Annotated in this window: 17 protein-coding genes; 9 read left to right on the top strand and 8 right to left on the bottom strand. The window is 36.6% G+C overall.

Annotation, left to right across the window (positions count from 1 at the left end):
- The first annotated feature begins 8 nt into the window (after positions 1 to 8).
- The 5 genes from AACU98_RS02060 to AACU98_RS02040 all read left to right on the top strand — a co-directional run bounded on the left by AACU98_RS02060 (position 9) and on the right by AACU98_RS02040 (position 4,409).
- Entirely contained in the window at positions 9 to 407 is a 399-nt protein-coding gene (locus AACU98_RS02060) for a DUF6122 family protein (RefSeq protein ID WP_161735431.1), read from the top strand.
- A gap of 91 nt (positions 408 to 498) precedes the next feature.
- Positions 499 to 1,851 carry a molecular chaperone gene (yegD, locus tag AACU98_RS02055; RefSeq protein WP_017827710.1) on the top strand — a complete coding sequence of 451 codons (1,353 nt, stop codon included), beginning with the start codon at positions 499 to 501 and terminating at the stop codon, positions 1,849 to 1,851.
- Between the two features lie 137 nt (positions 1,852 to 1,988).
- Positions 1,989 to 3,014 (top strand): aminotransferase class I/II-fold pyridoxal phosphate-dependent enzyme, encoded by a 1,026-nt coding sequence (locus tag AACU98_RS02050; RefSeq protein ID WP_161735429.1) that lies wholly within the window; start codon positions 1,989 to 1,991, stop codon positions 3,012 to 3,014.
- A 172-nt stretch (positions 3,015 to 3,186) separates the two neighbouring features.
- On the top strand, positions 3,187 to 3,450 hold the full coding sequence (locus tag AACU98_RS02045; RefSeq protein ID WP_004242966.1) for a DUF3811 domain-containing protein: 264 nt from the start codon (positions 3,187 to 3,189) through the stop codon (positions 3,448 to 3,450).
- Positions 3,451 to 3,809: 359 nt separating this feature from the next.
- Complete coding sequence (locus AACU98_RS02040) at positions 3,810 to 4,409, top strand: LysE family translocator (RefSeq protein ID WP_004248081.1); 600 nt, start codon at positions 3,810 to 3,812, stop codon at positions 4,407 to 4,409.
- 61 nt (positions 4,410 to 4,470) lie between these two features.
- Here AACU98_RS02040 and xylB read toward each other — a convergent pair whose 3' ends face one another.
- The 4 genes from xylB to AACU98_RS02020 form a co-directional block, all read right to left on the bottom strand.
- Positions 4,471 to 5,925 (bottom strand): xylulokinase, encoded by a 1,455-nt coding sequence (xylB, locus tag AACU98_RS02035; protein WP_107336944.1) that lies wholly within the window; start codon positions 5,923 to 5,925, stop codon positions 4,471 to 4,473.
- A 78-nt stretch (positions 5,926 to 6,003) separates the two neighbouring features.
- A complete protein-coding gene (xylA, locus tag AACU98_RS02030; protein ID WP_074561434.1) occupies positions 6,004 to 7,320 on the bottom strand; it encodes a xylose isomerase in 1,317 nt (438 codons plus the stop codon).
- A gap of 10 nt (positions 7,321 to 7,330) precedes the next feature.
- Positions 7,331 to 8,806, bottom strand: coding sequence for a Na+/H+ antiporter NhaC (gene nhaC / locus AACU98_RS02025; RefSeq protein WP_062814300.1), 1,476 nt, complete (start codon positions 8,804 to 8,806; stop codon positions 7,331 to 7,333).
- 6 nt (positions 8,807 to 8,812) lie between these two features.
- On the bottom strand, positions 8,813 to 9,982 hold the full coding sequence (locus tag AACU98_RS02020) for a MalY/PatB family protein (protein WP_161735427.1): 1,170 nt from the start codon (positions 9,980 to 9,982) through the stop codon (positions 8,813 to 8,815).
- A 188-nt stretch (positions 9,983 to 10,170) separates the two neighbouring features.
- Between AACU98_RS02020 and AACU98_RS02015 the strand changes: the two genes are divergently transcribed.
- A complete protein-coding gene (locus AACU98_RS02015; RefSeq protein WP_004242974.1) occupies positions 10,171 to 11,340 on the top strand; it encodes a XylR family transcriptional regulator in 1,170 nt (389 codons plus the stop codon).
- A 12-nt stretch (positions 11,341 to 11,352) separates the two neighbouring features.
- Here the strand turns inward: AACU98_RS02015 and AACU98_RS02010 are convergent, their stop codons facing one another.
- Positions 11,353 to 11,637 (bottom strand): VF530 family protein, encoded by a 285-nt coding sequence (locus AACU98_RS02010; protein ID WP_004242975.1) that lies wholly within the window; start codon positions 11,635 to 11,637, stop codon positions 11,353 to 11,355.
- A gap of 104 nt (positions 11,638 to 11,741) precedes the next feature.
- A complete protein-coding gene (locus AACU98_RS02005; RefSeq protein WP_141192114.1) occupies positions 11,742 to 12,809 on the bottom strand; it encodes an alpha/beta hydrolase family protein in 1,068 nt (355 codons plus the stop codon).
- Positions 12,810 to 13,030: 221 nt separating this feature from the next.
- On the opposite strand from AACU98_RS02005, the gene AACU98_RS02000 reads away from it, so the two are divergent.
- Complete coding sequence (locus tag AACU98_RS02000) at positions 13,031 to 13,345, top strand: antibiotic biosynthesis monooxygenase family protein (RefSeq protein ID WP_004248086.1); 315 nt, start codon at positions 13,031 to 13,033, stop codon at positions 13,343 to 13,345.
- Positions 13,346 to 13,378: 33 nt separating this feature from the next.
- Positions 13,379 to 14,080, top strand: a complete 702-nt coding sequence (locus tag AACU98_RS01995) for an ArsR family transcriptional regulator (protein WP_012367939.1) — start codon at positions 13,379 to 13,381, stop codon at positions 14,078 to 14,080.
- Positions 14,081 to 14,570: 490 nt separating this feature from the next.
- Here AACU98_RS01995 and AACU98_RS01990 read toward each other — a convergent pair whose 3' ends face one another.
- Both AACU98_RS01990 and AACU98_RS01985 read right to left on the bottom strand, forming a co-directional pair.
- The gene (locus AACU98_RS01990) at positions 14,571 to 15,131 is read right to left on the bottom strand and encodes a hypothetical protein (RefSeq protein WP_017628105.1); all 561 of its coding nucleotides are present in this window, start codon (positions 15,129 to 15,131) and stop codon (positions 14,571 to 14,573) included.
- 13 nt (positions 15,132 to 15,144) lie between these two features.
- Entirely contained in the window at positions 15,145 to 15,618 is a 474-nt protein-coding gene (locus AACU98_RS01985; protein WP_017628104.1) for an Hcp family type VI secretion system effector, read from the bottom strand.
- Positions 15,619 to 16,299: 681 nt separating this feature from the next.
- On the opposite strand from AACU98_RS01985, the gene AACU98_RS01980 reads away from it, so the two are divergent.
- Positions 16,300 to 17,253, top strand: coding sequence for an STM4504/CBY_0614 family protein (locus AACU98_RS01980; RefSeq protein WP_161735425.1), 954 nt, complete (start codon positions 16,300 to 16,302; stop codon positions 17,251 to 17,253).
- The last annotated feature ends 91 nt before the right edge of the window (positions 17,254 to 17,344 follow it).

The raw sequence follows: 17,344 nt of genomic DNA, 5'->3' as shown, positions 1-17,344 counted from the left end.
AGACTTTTGTGATCTTTGAAATCGCCAGAACAATAATACATTATGGTTTACATTTTTTAGCGCCAATAGCACTCGCTTATCTATTTTGGGGTAAAAACTGGCGGCTTGCTGCGCTTCTTATGATGAGTACGATGGCAATAGACATTGACCATTTGTTTGCAACGCCAATCTTTGATCCCAATCGTTGCAGTGTTGGTTTTCATCCATTGCATACTCTATGGGCTGCCATTGTCTATATCGTTTTATGGTTTATTCCTTCTTGGAAATGGAAAGCCATTGCCGTTGGGTGCTTATTTCATCTATTAACCGATTCTGTTGATTGTTATTTAGGTGGTTTAAAACCTGATATGGCTATAACAATAAGCTGTAATAAACTTTATTCGCCAAAAACGCCATTCGAATATTAAAAGACAAAACACCACAATCTGGTAGTAATTACAATAAGCTTGATGTAGAGTGCTCAGTCTTTTTTTTAACGAAGTCTAGCTGGGAGGCGATATGTTTATTGGCTTTGACTATGGAACATCAAATTGTTCTGTGGCAATAATGAAAGAGGGGAAACCAACGCTATTACCTTTAGAAGGTGAGAATGTTTATATTCCATCTACTCTTTGTGCGCCAACCCGTGAATCTGTTTCCGAACATTTATTTCGCCACTTAAATATTAAACCTACCAACTCTATTGGCGAACAACTATTAAGAAAATCAATCGCGTTTAATCGTGATGAAGATATTGAATTAGTGCCTGAGGATATTGTTTTCGGTCAGGCAGCATTAAGTTTGTATCTAAAAGATCCCCGTGATGTTTATTACGTCAAATCGCCTAAATCTTTTCTTGGTGCCTCAGGTTTACATGAGATACAAATCAGCTTTTTTGAAGATTTAGTGTGCGCCATGATGGCCAATATAAAACAACAAGCGGAAAAAAGCACCCAAGCAACCATTACTGATGCCATGATTGGTAAACCTATTAATTTTAATGGGTTAGGGGGAGAGGCTGCCAATAAGCAAGCCGAGCGTATTTTAATTAATGCAGCTAAACGGGCCGGCTTTAAACAGGTTTTATTTGAATTTGAACCAGTAGCCGCAGGTTTAGAATATGAATCCACATTAACCAAAGACCAAACAGTCTTGGTAGTTGATATTGGTGGTGGTACAACGGACTGCTCATTGATTCAAATGGGCCCTAGCTATCGGGGTAAAACCGATCGTGCCAGTACACTATTAGCGCATAGTGGACAACGTGTGGGTGGTAATGATCTTGATATTTATCTAGCTTTTAAACAGCTAATGCCTTTATTTGGCATGACAGGGTTAACTTCATCGGGCATAAAATTGCCGTTAAAACAATTTTGGGATCCTATTGCCATCAATAATGTTGAAGCACAAAAAGATTTTTATTCTCAACAAAATTTAGCGGCATTAAATCAACTACGTCGTGATGCTCAAGAGCCAGAAAAGATAAAACGCTTAATTGAAGTCTATAATGAAACACTAGGATATGGCATTGTCCGCAAAGCGGAAGAGGCGAAAATGGCATTATCAGATTGCCATACCTATTTAGCCAGCATCGCGTTATTAAGTGAAACATTAGAAACCAATATCACTCGCCAGCAAATGGTTGAAGCCATTGGCTCCCCTAAAGATAAGATGATTGATTTGGTCAATGATGCCGTACAACAAGGGGGCGTAGTACCTGATGTGGTGTTTATGACCGGAGGCTCTGCGCGTTCACCGATTTTATGTCAAGCTATCGAGCAACAGTTACCTAATGTGCCTATTGTAAAAGGTAATGATTTCGGCTCAGTAACCGCAGGATTAGCCCGTTGGGGTGAAGTTTGTTTTAAATAGGCGGTTTTAAATCGCTCTATTTTTAAATATATTAGACTCAGCATGTGGTGTTTATTTGATAATTTGTCAATTAAAGGCCATATGCTTTTCTTTTATCTATAATAGACAGACCAAACACAACATAAATAGGAGTACACGTGTACCGCTTCCAAAATGATTATAATGAAATTGCACATCCTGCGGTCATGAAGGCAATTACAGATACAGTAGGCCAACGTTATGATGGTTATGGTATGGATACCCTTTGTCATCAAGCTAAAGAATTAATCAAACAGCGAATTAAACAACCCGAAGCGCAGATCCATTTTTTTAATGGTGGCACTATCACTAATTTAACCGCTATTTCTCACTTTTTACGCCCACATCAAGCAGTAATTTCTGTCAGCACCGGGCATATTGCGACTCATGAGACGGGAGCGATTGAGGCAACAGGTCATAAAGTGATCACCACTTTTTCTGCTGATGGTAAATTGACCCCAGATTTATTGAGGCCGATCCTCGCTGAACATAACGATGAACATTGGGTGCAACCTAAACTTGTTTATATAACCAATGCCACTGAAATTGGCACGGTATATCGTAAAGCCGAATTACAAGCGTTACGCGAATTTTGTGATGCACATAATTTATGGTTATATCTTGATGGTGCACGTTTAGCGACAGGGTTGATGTCTGATAACAGCGATCTAACGATTGAAGATATCGCACACTTAACTGATGCTTTCTATATTGGCGGCACGAAAATTGGTACTATGTCAGCAGAAGCATTAGTGATTTGTCATCCTGCATTAAATTCTGATTTTCGCTTTAGCTTAAAACAAAAGGGCGGATTACAGGCGAAAGGTTGGTTATTAGGGGCACAATTTGCGGCGTTATTTAGCGACGATCTCTACTTTAAATTAGGTAAACATCTCAATGAGATGGCCTCACAATTAGCCGCATTCTTTACTAAGCATGGTTTTGATTTTTTAGCACCACCAGAATCTAACCAAGTGTTTGTCATTTTACCTAATGACATTGCAGAAAAGCTAACGCAGCAGTTTGTTTTTCATCGCATATTACTTGACGATCCACAGCTAAGCTGTTTGCGCCTTTGTACTTCTTGGGCAACAACACAACAAGATATTGATGATTTTAAAGTTAAATTTCTTAAACTTATTTAATCGGTCTATCTGTTAGTTTAATCCTTCACTCACTTTATGATATTACGCGTGTAATAAGCGCGTAATATCTATCTCGATCGCTTTTTACTATCAAAAAAGGCAATTGATTGATTGTGAGTCGTTGAAATGATGTTATATTAAAGACTCCTTTCTCAATACAGGGTGTGATTGTATGAAAAAGCTGACTCTTCAAGAGATGACAGATGCCCAACAGATGCGCGTTAGAACCAGAATCGGTCAAGAGAGAAAGAAATTGGGGCGTGAATTAACCAACGCCGAAATGAATAAAGTAAAAGATGCTATTATTACCGAAATCTCCCTCGAAGTAGAAAAAGCCAGCAAAAAAGCCCTTTCCCAGAAGAAAAAACAGAAATTAGTCTCTAGTGATGAAACCTATAGCTGGTCTGCCCAAAACCATCGTCGCGGGTATCGTTAGCAATAGCTATTATATTAGCCCTAATATATCAATATATTTATTAGGGCTAATAGTTATATTTTCTTGAAAGGTATCAGAATAATATATTTGTAGGGCAGGTTATATCTTCTAGTAATAAGTCACCTTCAATTACCTTATTATATAATATCGTTATTTTAACTTATCATACCGTAGAAAATTCCATATAATAGAATAAAAGCTGAAACTTATCCATATGGATAGACAAATTCCTAAAATAATGAATTTCTCTAGCGCTAAGTATTACCATTCCTATAAAATTAAGCACTAGTTGGTAAATAAAAAAAGAAAAGGCAATTTAATATCTCCTTATTCATTATTTATTGATTAGAATTTTATATATGACTTTCGACATTTTTTTATCATTAGCCATATTTTCATTTGTTACTTCAATTACACCAGGCCCGAATAATATTATGCTTCTAGCATCAGGTATTAACTTTGGCTTAAAGCGTACAATGCCTCATGCTATCGGTGTGTCTCTCGGTTTTTTTGTGATGTTATTGGCTGTGGGGATAGGCATAGGAGCACTTATTAAATCATCGCCCATTATTTACAATATATTAAAATATCTCGGAGCGCTGTATTTATTGTGGTTAGCTTGGAAAACGGCAATTAGTCATTCTGTTGAGCAAAATAGTAATAAACAAGGCTCACCGTTAACCTTGTTAGAGGCTGCATTATTTCAATGGATTAATCCTAAATCATGGATGATGGCGATTTCAGGGATAACATTATATACCTCACCACAATATCCTTATATTTCAATGTTGTTAGTTGCTATTATTTTCACATTAATTAATTTTCCTTGTGTTGCTATATGGGCCACTTTTGGTCATAGCTTACGAGAGCGATTAAAAAATCCCAAAATATTAAAACTATTTAATTTTATTATGGGTGGTTTATTAGCATTAAGTGCTATTTCTGTATTATTCCAATAAATAGAAAAGGGCAAGTATCATCTCGCCCTTTGTATAATCCTGATGTTAACGCAATATTGTTTTATATTTTCATTGTTTCAATAAGTGTGTAGAGCTTTTTAAAGGCATTATATTTATCTTGATATGCCTTATGTTTTTCTAAGTTGGGAACATGACGTGTTTCAAGTTTTGGCTGAGAAAGAATAATTTGTGATAAATGAGCCGGATTTATCGCTAATTGCGCCAGTCTAGCAGCTCCCAGCGCGGGACCAACATCACCACCTTGACGATAATCCAAGGTTTTTCCTGTAATATCAGCTAGTAATTGTCGCCAATATTCACTTCTTGCCCCTCCACCAATTAACGTTATATTGTCTGCGTGTTGTCCAGCCTTATCCGCCACTTCAATTCCTTGCCTCAACGCAAAACTAACACCTTCTAACACCGCTCGACATAAATCCGCACGCTGATGTTGGTGAGTTAACCCCCAAAATACGCCTTTGGCATCCGCATTGTTATAAGGTGTCCGTTCACCAGAAAGATAAGGCAAAAAGAGTAGGGAACTATCAGAATGTGCATGCTGTTCTATTTCTTTAAACATTGCACCAACATCACTGATCCCCGTTAATTGGCATACCCAATCTAGACAAGAAGCCGCACTTAATATTACCGACATTAAGTGCCAAGTTTGTGGCAATGCATGGCAAAAACTATGTACCGCATTGTCACTGTTTTGGAGAAACTTTTCACTGACAACAAAATAGACACCGGATGTGCCCAAAGAGAGGATTCCTTGACCCGGTTGATATACTCCTACACCAATTGCACCCGCTGCATTATCACCACCGCCCGCTATAATCGGTACTTGTTTCATTTGCCATTTTTTAGCAATTTCTGGCAGTAAGTAACCCGTTATCTGGTTACCTTCAAATAGTGTCGGCATTTGACATCGAGAAAGCCCCGTTGCCGCTAATAATTCATCACTCCAATCGCGTTTTTGCATATCCAACCACAGTGTACCCGCCGCATCCGACATATCACTGGCAAAATTACCACTCATTTTCCAACGTAGAAAATCTTTTGGTAATAGCACATGAGCAATCTGACAAAAGATCTCCGCTTCGTTTTCTGCGACCCATTGCAATTTAGGCGCTGTAAACCCAGGCATAACTAAATTGCCCGTAATTTCTTTAAATTGAGGGTACTGCTTTGCCAGTCGTAAACATTGTTTCACACTGCGGCCGTCGTTCCATAAAATAGCAGGGCGTAATATATTTTGCTGCGCATCAAGTAATACCGCGCCATGCATTTGACCACTGAGACCAATGGCTTGGATCTGTTCCATAGGTTGAGTACGACTCAGTTGTTTTATCGCTTCATCAGTTGCCTGCCACCATGCTTGTGGATCTTGCTCTGACCATTGAGGATGAGGGCGTGAGAGGGTTAAAGGTATAGAATGACTGGCAACGACATCACCTTGCTCATTCATGATGATCGCTTTAACACTTGATGTGCCTAAGTCTAGCCCTAAATACATGACGTTTTACCCCATGATCTTATGTTAATTAAATCAATAAACACAGCGCTACTCTGCTGTGTTTATCTTTTTATACCCTTAACCAAAAATATAACGATTCACTAAACTCTCTAGCATCTCTTGACGCCCGCTTTGTAAGCGGGGCGCTAAGGTATTGCTTTGTGCATATTTTGCCACTTCTTCAAGACTTAATTTGCCTTGTAGGATATTTTGGCCAAGTTCAGCACTCCATCCCGCATAACGTTGAGCAATAAATTTATCAAGTCCACCGTCTTGGATCATTCTTGCTGCAATACGTAATGCCATTGCCATGGTGTCCATTCCGGATATATGCCCATAGAAAAGATCGTATTTATCATTACTTTGACGACGTACTTTGGCATCAAAGTTTAATCCACCAGTCGTAAAACCACCGGATTTGAGAATTTCATACATAACTAATGCATTTTCTTCTACACTATTGGGGAATTGGTCTGTGTCCCAACCTAATTGTGGATCACCTCGGTTAGCATCGACTGAGCCTAAAATACCTAATGCAATAGCTGTGGCGATTTCATGATGGAAACTGTGACCCGCTAAAGTTGCATGGTTAGCTTCTATGTTCACTTTAACTTCTTTTTCTAAGCCAAATTGTTTTAAGAAACCATAAACTGTCGCAGTATCATAATCATATTGATGCTTAGTTGGCTCTTGTGGCTTCGGCTCGATGAGCAGTGTACCTTGAAATCCAATTTTATGTTTATGCTCAACAACCATCTGCATAAAACGACCAATTTGTTCCCGCTCTTGGCGTAAATCTGTATTTAATAATGTTTCGTAACCTTCGCGGCCTCCCCATAACACATAGTTTTCGCCTCCCAGCGTTTTTGTTGCTTTCATCGCTTCACAAACTTGAGTTGCCGCCCAAGCAAATACTTCTGGATCAGGATTTGTTGCAGCACCAGCTCCGTAACGAGGATGAGTAAAACAATTTGCAGTTCCCCATAATAATTTAACGCCCGTTTCTTGCTGTTTTTGCGCTAATACCTCAGTTATTGCTGCCATATTGGTGATATATTCATTAATGCTATTTCCTTCAGAGATAACATCAACATCATGAAAACAGTAAAAAGGTACATTGAGTTTATGGAAAAATTCAAAAGCAACATCCGCTTTACGCTTTGCTTGTGCTAGTGCTTCTCCCGGTGTCTGCCAAGGTCTATCAAACGTACCAATACCAAACATATCCGAACCATTCCAGCAGAAGTTATGCCAATAGCAGGCAGCAAATCGCAGATGATCTTCCATTCTTTTCCCTAAAATAATTTCATCTGGATTATAGTAGCGAAAAGCGAGAGGGTTATCGCTGGTGGTACCTTCATATTGAATTTGTTCAATTTTATCAAAGTAAGACATGGAACCGTCCTTATTTAGTATCAAGTTGTAATTCTGAATGTGATCCAAGCTCAGCAGTCATTTCTTCCTGCTCTTCTGGTGTTAATTTAGCAATGCCAAAACCGGTGAAACCCCATAACATGGCAAAGAAGATGCCACTCCAGCACAATACAGCCCAAGGTAAATAACTTAGGGTTGCAACACCTAATGTGCCCGCCATATAAGCGCCGGCAGCAGTCCAAGGTAAGATAGGCTCAAAAATAGTGGCGGAATCTTCAACGGTACGAGCAAGGTTTTTAGGGTGTAAACCGCGTTCAATATACGCACCACGTAACATTTCGATAGGAATAAGAATAGAGATTTGTCCATTGCAAGTAACACCAATCATGGTCAGTCCACAAGCAATAGTCGCTAAGATCATCGATCCCGTTGAATGCACCATTTTTAGCAGTGCATGAACTATCACTTCTAATGCACCGCTTAAAGATAGAGTTCCCGCAAAGGAGAGTGCGCAGAAACAGATAAGTAGGGTGCTCATCATGGAGTTCATACCACCACGATTTAATAAATTACCTAATAATTCAGGTACTTCTTTACCTTGGATCATGGAGACATTAAAGCCATCAACGGCACTTTTTACGATATCATGTAAGCCAAATCCTTGAATAAGATAAGCATTCAACATCGCAATAGCGGCAGAGGCCAGCATAACTGGAATAGTCGGTTTTTTCGTGACCGAACCATATAAAATGACTAATACAGGAATAAGCAGGATCAAGTTGAAGTGATAAATATTCTCCAACCCATTGGTAATTAAGGTGACTTTTTCAGGCACTCCTTGTCCTGCTAAATCGCCATTCATACCATAAACAGTCATGATAATCGCTGTGAGGATCAAGGAAGGTAATGTGGTATAAAGCAGGTGACAGATATGTTGATAAAGATCTATTCTGGCCGCCATTGCAGCGAGGTTAGTATCCCCTGATAGCGGTGAGAGTTTGTCACCAAAGTAAGCACCAGCAACAACGGCACCCGCAGTTGCTGCAAGATTAGCCTCCATACCGACAGCAACGCCCATAAAAGCGACGCCAATAGTGCCCGCCGAGCCCCATGAAGTGCCAGTACAAACTGATACTAATGATGTCACTAGTAGTGCCGTAACATATAGCATTTCAGGACTGATCATCTTTAATCCATAGTAGATCATCAGTGGAATAGTTCCTCCCACCATCCATGTCCCGATTAATAAACCAACGCTAATTAAGATCAGCAAAGCCGGCATCGTTTTGGCGATTTTTTGTGAGATAGCCGTTAAGATTTCGTCGTAACGATAGCCTAATCGTTTAACTAATAATGCCGCGACGACGGTTGATAACACCATTAGTGGTTCGGGAGGTAAATCAAAAGCGGCGTAACCTCCGCCTAATAGCACCACCATTGTAAATATAGGAAACAGTGACTCGATAAGTGTAGGGGTTCTCGGATTATTTATCGTTTGCGTTTTCATTGTAATTTATTCCAAACTGGCGTGAGGTGAGGTACGAATAAGCCGAGTAAAAACGGTTTCTAATATTGAACGAGGTGTAGCAATATTAATGCGGAAAAAACCATCCCCAGCCGCACCAAAACCGCTTCCCCAACTCATTTCTACTCCGGCTAATGAAACAAACCAATGCTTTAATTGTTGTTCGGTTAACTGCATTTTTTGATAATTGATCCATAGCATGTAGGTGCCATGGCTTTGAGTGATAACCCAATCAGGAAAATAACGTGCACATTGCTCTTTTACCCACTGCCTGTTTTCAGCAAGGTAATGTTTAAGCTCTTTGATCCATTGTTGACCTTGTAAGGTATAAGCTTGTAAGAAAGCAGGGACAGAGAAGTAACCAGGATTATGAATACCTGCGGCAATTAAGCATTGTTTAAATTTCTCACGATATTCTGGATTAGCAATCACAATATTAGCTATTTCAAGCCCCGCTAAATTGAAGGTTTTAGCCGGTGATGTGCAAATAAAAGAGTGTTGTTCTACATAGCTACTTAAAGTTGATATAGGTCGATAAATGGCATTATCAAAAACAAAATCAGCATGAACATCATCAGAAATAATAAAAACTTTATATTTTTCAGCAAGTTTAGCAATTTTTAATAAATCAGCTTGTTGCCATACTGTTCCGGTTGGATTATGGGGAGAAAGCAATATAAAACAGACAGATTGTTTAAATTTATCTTCTAAATCGTCAAAATCTATTTCATAGCACCCATTATGATAAATTAATGGGCTTTCTAGTAGCTGGCGATGATTTACACAAACTGTATTGCTAATAGGATGATAAGCAGGTGACAAGGTTGTCACTTTATCGCCAATTTGAGTAAAATTTTGAATATAGAGAGAGACGGCTTGGATAATACGAGGGCAAAACACCACAGATTCAGGTGTAACATGCCAAGCATATTGAGATTTAAACCAATTTACCGCAACATTATTCCAATCAGAGCTAAGATCGGTATAGCCATAAATACCGGTTAAATTAAACTGACTGAGTTTGTTAATAATAAAATCTGGTGCAGAAATATCCATATCGGCAACCGATAATGGAATAACATTGGCGTTACTGTTGCACCATTTAGCACTGTAGGTATTTTGCCTAGAAATTAATTTATTAAAGTTATTCTGATTCATGAAAATCCCCTCGGCAATGTGGTTTAACAACAAAATACTCGTTGTACTTACTCTTGGTTATTCCTATTTTTTACTTTGCTATTACGAAATCTGACTTGTGTGATAGTAATCACATCGCCACGAAGGAGAATGCTGGCAAATACAAAGCTGTGGTTTAATGGCCAACATGGAAGAGTGGGTGATCTAATATGAAAAAAGATAAATATTTTCGTATCGTGCTGTTATTCAACGCTAATAAAGTCTATGACCGACAAGTTGTTGAAGGGGTAGGTGAATACTTGCAGGCGTCACAGTGCCATTGGGATGTATTTATTGAAGAAGATTTCCGCACTCGCCTTGATAATATTAATCATTGGGTTTGTGACGGCATTATTGCAGACTTTGACGATCCCATTATTACTCAACATTTAAGCCAATCACCCTTATCTGTTATTGGTGTCGGTGGCTCTTATCATCAAGCAAAAGATTATCCTTCTGTGCCGTATATTGCTACTGATAATTACCAATTGATTCATCAAGCTTTTTTACATTTAAAGCAAAAAGGGCTTAAACATTTTGCTTTTTATGGATTACCGGCAAAAAACTACCCGCATTGGTCTAATGAGAGAGAATATGCATTCCGGCAATTAGTTACTCGCGAAAAATACCCTGGCATCATTTATAACGGTATGGATATCACACAAGAGAATTGGCAACATGCACAGAATCGTTTATCTGACTGGATACAAACGTTGCCACCACAAACTGGTATTATTGCCGTCACCGATGCCAGAGCGCGTCATTTACTGCAAGTCTGTGATAACTTAAATATTAATGTGCCTGAAGAAATCAGTATTATAGGCATTGATGATGAAGATATGACACGTTATTTATCACGTATAGCGTTATCTTCTGTAGTACAAGGTTCACGACAAATGGGATATTTAGCCGCGAAGCTTCTGCATCAAATATTAGAAGGGCATCCAACCGAACAACTACCAAGAATATTAGTTCCTCCAGTAAAAATCATTGAACGTCGCTCAACAGACTTTCATTCATTTAGTGATCCTACCGTTGTACAAGCAATGCACTATATTTATTACAATGCTTGTAAAGGAATAAAAACTGAGCAAGTGTTAGACGCTGTAAATATGTCGCGTTCTAATTTAGAACAGCGTTTTAAGAAAGAAGTAGGGAAGACTATCCATGCCGTGATTTATGAAGAGAAGCTGAAAAGGGCGAAAAACTTATTAGCCACAACAACATTATCAATACAAGAGATTTCTTTGATGTGTGGCTATCCGTCGTTACAATATTTTTACTCTATTTTTAAAAAAGAGTTTGGCATGACACCAAAGGATTTTAGAGATGAGAATTAATAAAAATAACAATTATTTTTTATAGCGACTATTTGCCCAAGGATCACTTTCAGAATAATTGATTGTATCATCAAGGTTTTCTTCAACAAGATTTAGATATAGTGCTTCTACCTCAGAGCGCGCCCAAGGAGTTCTGCGCAAAAATTTCAAACTCGACTTTACACTTGGCTCGTTTCTAAAACAGTTAATTTTGATTAGTTGGCTTAATTTAACCCAACCATATTTAGCCACTAACGCATTAACTTGCATTTCAAGCGTGATACCGTGTAGTGGATCTTTAGAACGAGCTTCTGTCATGGTTTACTCAAATAGGTTGATAATAAAGCGTAGCAGAGTACAAGAAAGTAACACAAGAGACAACCAAAGTATAAAGCCATCTATATCCTTATTATGGTTAAAAATCATAAATTACAATCCATATTATAGGGAGAGAAATCCGGATTTTTATTTTTTATCCAATCGATAATAAGTGGTAACGAACCTTCAGTGTAAGCTTTACGGCCAGCCCACAGAAATTGTAGTTGACGGTATATTGGCCAATCACTTTCTAATTGGTAATTAAATTCTGGCACACGGAGTAATCCATGACTAGCATGAGGGAAAACAACAATATCAGCTTGATGATGAGTATTTAATATTGCACGATAGCGACAAGCATTAAGCTGAGCATTAACGTTTAAGTCATTATTTCCCCATACCGCTAATATACGACCATTCATTTTTCTTAAATAACTTGATGAATCACTTAAGTAATTTTTAACAACAAAATTAAATCGATCTTCACTCATATCATTGCGACGAGTGCGATCTTTTGTACCATGTAGTCCAAAAATATCATCATTTTCTTTTTGTTCTTTTGCCAGCAATTGTATAATTTCATCCGGTGTTTTTCCTTGCTGTTCATAACGCAATTTTTGATAATATTGTCCTTGTTCTCGCCAATTGACAGCACCACCAATAATCACAGAAAAAGCTGGTTGTGATTGACTAGCGGCGATAGGAATAACCCATCCGGCTTGAGAAAACCCTAAAAAACCTACTTGAACTTTGGGATAACGAAGTTGCATTAATTTTAATGCAGCTACCGCTTCTTCAGCGCGAGCTTCCATTGATTGATGTAGCCAGTTTCCTTGACTATCACCAATGCCTGCTTTATCCCACGAGAATATCGCGATATTTGCATCCAAAAATGTATTGAACAGAGGGTTGTAGCCACCATTTGAATAACGATCTTGAGGCCCATCACCATGAATAACAACGATAACCGCTGACGGAGTCTTATGTTGAGGAGTAAGAAGAGTTCCTGATAGCCGGTTTCCTTGAGATAGAAAACTTAATTCTTCTTGATCTTTGTTTTCATAGTCAAAGTCTTGAATATGGCTTGTAAAAAATAATAGGGTGGTGATAACAAGCAGTAATAGAATAAATATAGCAATTATATATTTACCTACAGCATAATGAACTTTCATTATTTTTCTCTTACGTTATGTTTTTGCACATAAAAATCTGATAATACTACATTTTTTGTTATAAATATAACAAGTAACAAGTGCTTTTAAAGATATCATTGCTTAATAAAGATACTAACTTCATTTCTACTCTACATTCAGTACAGAGTAACATTTCAATAGGTATCGAAACGTTTATTATTTTCCTTGTTATCCTGCTTATTCTTAACAAGGAGAATAAAATGATCGCTGTTATCTTTGAAGTTCAAATAGCCACAAGTAAGCAGGGGCAATATTTATCTTTAGCATCTCAACTAAGACCATTACTAAACAACATTGATGGATTTATATCTATCGAGCGCTTTCAAAGCCTAGCGACGGAAGGAAAGCTATTATCGCTTTCTTGGTGGAAAAATGAAGATGCTATACTGCAATGGAAAAATAATATTTTGCACAGCAAAGCACAGCAGGAAGGTAAAAAGAGCATTTTTGATTTTTATAAAATAAGTATAGTTAAACTAGAACGTTGTTATGAGTTTACAAGTACTCACACGTAATTGCACCGTACTGGACAATAGAGCCGTTATAAGATGAATAATTACAAAACAAAAACGGAATATGAGCATACTTTGGAGTCAGCAATAGCCGCGGTTGGAGCCGCTATTGCGGATATTTCCAGAGTAAAAATACTCTGTGCTTTGATGGATGGAAGGGCATGGACAGCCACCGAGTTGAGCATTGTTGCGGATATCTCCGCATCTACCACAAGTAGCCATTTATCAAAATTACTCAGTAGCGGCCTTATTTCTGTGATCTCTCGTGGTAAATATCGCTATTTTCGATTAGCTAGTGATGATATAGCAAAAGTTATTGAAAATTTGATGAGCTTCTCAACAGTTCATGTATCACAAGCAAAAATTACCACCCCAGAACATTTAAGAAAAGCACGTACATGCTATAACCATTTAGCCGGTGAAATTGCCGTTAAAATTTATCAGGTACTTTGCCAAGAAGAATGGATAACAAAAGATGGAACAGAAATAACTGAATTCGGAGATAAACGCTTTAAATTGATGGGACTTAATTTCCAAGCAAAACATTCGCGCAATATTTGTTGTCCTTGTTTAGATTGGAGTGAAAGGCGTTTTCATCTAGGTGGACAAATTGGCAGTGCATTACTTAATCATGCACAGACACAAGGTTGGATAAAACGCCACCAAGGATATAGAGAAGTGACGATTAATGAAAAGGGCAATAAAGCTTTTGCCCAATATTTTAATATAACAATATGATCTAGATGTAGGGGGATATCGTGCACAGATTAGTTATTAATAAAACCTGTATAGATATCGATAGAGTAATCGAATAAAAATCTCACACAAACATGCAATTAGTGGGATTAAGAATGAACCGTATATGATATAGATAGTCACTGTTATGTAGCCAAATTCACCAAGTAATGTCCCACTTCCTAAGTTAGAATTTTTGGGTAAATCGAAGTAGATATGTGTATACCATGCAAATAGAGATAAAAAATAAGGAAAAATAAAATAAAACAAACATTTATATAGTGAATTCATTTTTCCATTTAAAAAAACAAACACAGGTGTTATAACAATCAGATAGACAAGGTAGTAGTGACTTATAATATTAATATGTTCGAATAATGCAATGGTATTCGTCGCATGCGAAAATATATTAAAAAAAAGCTGATGAGCCATTTCAGCATAATAAAAAAGCACACTGATAAATATTGATATATATGGTATTAGGGAGTTCTTATTAATACGCACCTGAAATGATTCCTCCTCGCTCTGGAAAATAGATATCAAGCAGTTGTTTTTTTAACTCCCAAGGAGAACGTATATAAATTGGAGTATCAAGATTACTAAATACACCACCAGATAACTTTAAAACATGAGTGATTCTAGTAGCACAAAATAGAGCATTAGCACCACCAAGCTCATAAATAAGTTTGGTAATGTGTTCAGCTTGTTCTCTCGGAATTACAAACTCTATAATAACGATATCATCACCATCCCATAACTGGTAAGAAAGGTAATCATCCCAATTGAAATCAGGATATTGAAAGAAATCACCTGACCCCCTTAATGTGTAAGAACCATCTTCACATTGATTATTTTTACATCCGGTATAGCTTCCAGCAGGATCATATAACAATGCATCTTCCCCATTACCAATAACTAATCCTACATGACCGATGAATTCATTATTAATCATGACGTAAATATTAACAGAATCTCTCATCATGGCTTCATTGGCAGGGTTTGGTGATGAGATTACTGGAACATGATAACGATTGTTATAAACATCATTTCTCATCGTAATGCCACCTTTAAATATTATTACTTATGCTATATCCTGATGTACTGGCCACAATGTGGTTAACTGTAATGCTTTCATATCGTAGTGAAATGGTTTCTGTTGGGTAATATTCGTTTTTTAATAAAGAATTGGGGTGAGTATTTTTTATTCTAATAATTGATGATTTTGTCAATTTGATCGTTTTATAGTGTAATAACCCTCCGTTTTTATCGATACGATAATATTTAAAATCACATTCCAAAATTTCATTATTTGTTATACTAGATAAAAGCAAGGCAGAGGATTTATCATCAGCTTTTTCAAAAACAAAAGGGGCGTGAGATATATTCTGATGACGACTAATATCATAATCTGTTGAATATACTAAAATTTCATCACTATGATTATTTTGATAACGATTTCCTATTGAATCATAAGAAGAACAACCAGCAGATATAAGTCCTTGTTTATTTCCATTTAATGTTAGGTAAATAATATCAGCCATATTTAACTCTCCCTGTATATATTTAAGCTAATAGGTATAATTACAATACAAAAATATCTATAACTAATTATAAGGCTAAATAAAAAACTATTACGATTTTGAATGGTGTAATATTCTTGTGACTTAGTTCTACTATATATTTTTATCTCTACATAGTAAATGTCATATCGAGTATCCCATAAAAATTCTCAGATTGGTTAGAAGTGGAGTTATTAAATTCTTAACACATATCTGAGTCAATAGGGCTTTGAAGCGCTAAATCATTAAAAGAAAGCATCCATAAAGTTATTGGTTATTACATTCCATTTAACATAATATACATTATGCGAACCATAATAGGTAAATACGGATAGGCGCTGAAATCTCTGTTTTTGGCTGATTGATTATGTTGGTTGGAACCCAATGTTTTTTGTCTTTTTATCAGATACTACTTTAGAAAGAATTTTAATAAAGCCTTATTAGAAATATGATATCTGACGCTATTAAACACATAAGAATATGTTATATTAAATTTGACAAAGATTTTTGATGTAAATGATTAATTGGTGTGAGTGTTTTTTAATCACTTATGCAAAAACCTTGGTATTACCCTGAGACTACCCCCGTAGTACATGACGGGGGTTTTAAAGTTACTCTCTTCATAGAGATAATGTTAAACATAACTTATTAATAGGTATAAAAATGGCAATATCTAATATTTATTCCAAAAGACAAAAAAAACTAAGGGGAGAAATTAACGATGTATATTCCTACGATAAAATACCTAAAGAACTACGTATTCAAATAATACATATCATAAAAAATACAATTGGTAGCTGTACAACTTACAAGAAAATGAAGAGCTATTACTACCAATGGAATGATCCAGACATTATATATAAAAAAATATATGACACACTAATATATGAATATGGTGTAATGGAACTAGATAACGATCCAGATTCAAATTCATATTGCTCAGAATTATTCAATTTTTTTCTCCACCAAAATGATATTGAAAAATGCTTTGATATCATAGAATTATCATTCATTGAAATAGATGGTTATGTCCGTGAAAAATACAATAATTACAATCAAGATCCTGATGAAGCGATCAATGATTTAAATTATAGATTTAGAGAACATGGAATTGGCTATCAGTTAGAACAAGGCGAAATAATTCGAGTTGACTCTCAAATAATACATTCAAATATAATTAAACCAGTAATAAATTTACTATCTTCAGATGAGTTTTATAACGGTGCAAATGAAGAATATTTATCTGCTCATGAACATTATCGTCACAAAAGATATAAAGAATGTCTAACAGATTGTTGTAAGTCATTTGAAAGTATGCTGAAAGCTATTCACGAAATGAATAATTGGGAATATAAAAAGTCAGACTCAGCTTCAAAATTAATTAAACGTTGTTTCGATAATGAGTTAATACCATCATATATTCAAAGTCAATTTACAAGTCTTAAAACAATGTTAGAAAGTGGTGTGCCAACAATTAGAAATAACATGTCAGGGCATGGTCAAGGCACTGAAAATAAAGAAGTTAGTGAGGAGTTAGTTAGATACATGTTACATTTAACAGCTACAAATTTATTATTTATAGCTGATAGTCAGAAAAGATATCAGCAAAATAATTGATTCGCACAATGCACTCTATGTATAAAGACGAACCTTCACCATTCCGGTAAACCCCAACCCCATTCTACCGGAATGGCTCAGAACCCTTTTG

The organism is Proteus sp. G4380 (assembly GCF_963885725.1).
GTDB classification, from domain to species: Bacteria; Pseudomonadota; Gammaproteobacteria; order Enterobacterales; family Enterobacteriaceae; genus Proteus; species Proteus mirabilis.
The sequence above is the reverse complement of the archived record's forward strand: the minus strand, read 5'-3'. Positions and strand labels throughout refer to the sequence as shown.

What these genes read in the sequence shown, in the direction of transcription:
- yegD (WP_017827710.1), top strand. Translation starts at nt 499, where the DNA reads ATGTTTATTGGCTTTGACTATGGAACATCAAATTGTTCTGTGGCAATA.
- AACU98_RS02045 (WP_004242966.1), top strand. Translation starts at nt 3,187, where the DNA reads ATGAAAAAGCTGACTCTTCAAGAGATGACAGATGCCCAACAGATGCGC.
- AACU98_RS02040 (WP_004248081.1), top strand. Translation starts at nt 3,810, where the DNA reads ATGACTTTCGACATTTTTTTATCATTAGCCATATTTTCATTTGTTACT.
- xylB (WP_107336944.1), bottom strand. Translation starts at nt 5,925, where the DNA reads ATGTATTTAGGGCTAGACTTAGGCACATCAAGTGTTAAAGCGATCATC.
- xylA (WP_074561434.1), bottom strand. Translation starts at nt 7,320, where the DNA reads ATGTCTTACTTTGATAAAATTGAACAAATTCAATATGAAGGTACCACC.
- nhaC (WP_062814300.1), bottom strand. Translation starts at nt 8,806, where the DNA reads ATGAAAACGCAAACGATAAATAATCCGAGAACCCCTACACTTATCGAG.
- AACU98_RS02020 (WP_161735427.1), bottom strand. Translation starts at nt 9,982, where the DNA reads ATGAATCAGAATAACTTTAATAAATTAATTTCTAGGCAAAATACCTAC.
- AACU98_RS02015 (WP_004242974.1), top strand. Translation starts at nt 10,171, where the DNA reads ATGAAAAAAGATAAATATTTTCGTATCGTGCTGTTATTCAACGCTAAT.
- AACU98_RS02010 (WP_004242975.1), bottom strand. Translation starts at nt 11,637, where the DNA reads ATGACAGAAGCTCGTTCTAAAGATCCACTACACGGTATCACGCTTGAA.
- AACU98_RS02005 (WP_141192114.1), bottom strand. Translation starts at nt 12,809, where the DNA reads ATGAAAGTTCATTATGCTGTAGGTAAATATATAATTGCTATATTTATT.
- AACU98_RS02000 (WP_004248086.1), top strand. Translation starts at nt 13,031, where the DNA reads ATGATCGCTGTTATCTTTGAAGTTCAAATAGCCACAAGTAAGCAGGGG.
- AACU98_RS01995 (WP_012367939.1), top strand. Translation starts at nt 13,379, where the DNA reads ATGAATAATTACAAAACAAAAACGGAATATGAGCATACTTTGGAGTCA.
- AACU98_RS01990 (WP_017628105.1), bottom strand. Translation starts at nt 15,131, where the DNA reads ATGAGAAATGATGTTTATAACAATCGTTATCATGTTCCAGTAATCTCA.
- AACU98_RS01985 (WP_017628104.1), bottom strand. Translation starts at nt 15,618, where the DNA reads ATGGCTGATATTATTTACCTAACATTAAATGGAAATAAACAAGGACTT.
- AACU98_RS01980 (WP_161735425.1), top strand. Translation starts at nt 16,300, where the DNA reads ATGGCAATATCTAATATTTATTCCAAAAGACAAAAAAAACTAAGGGGA.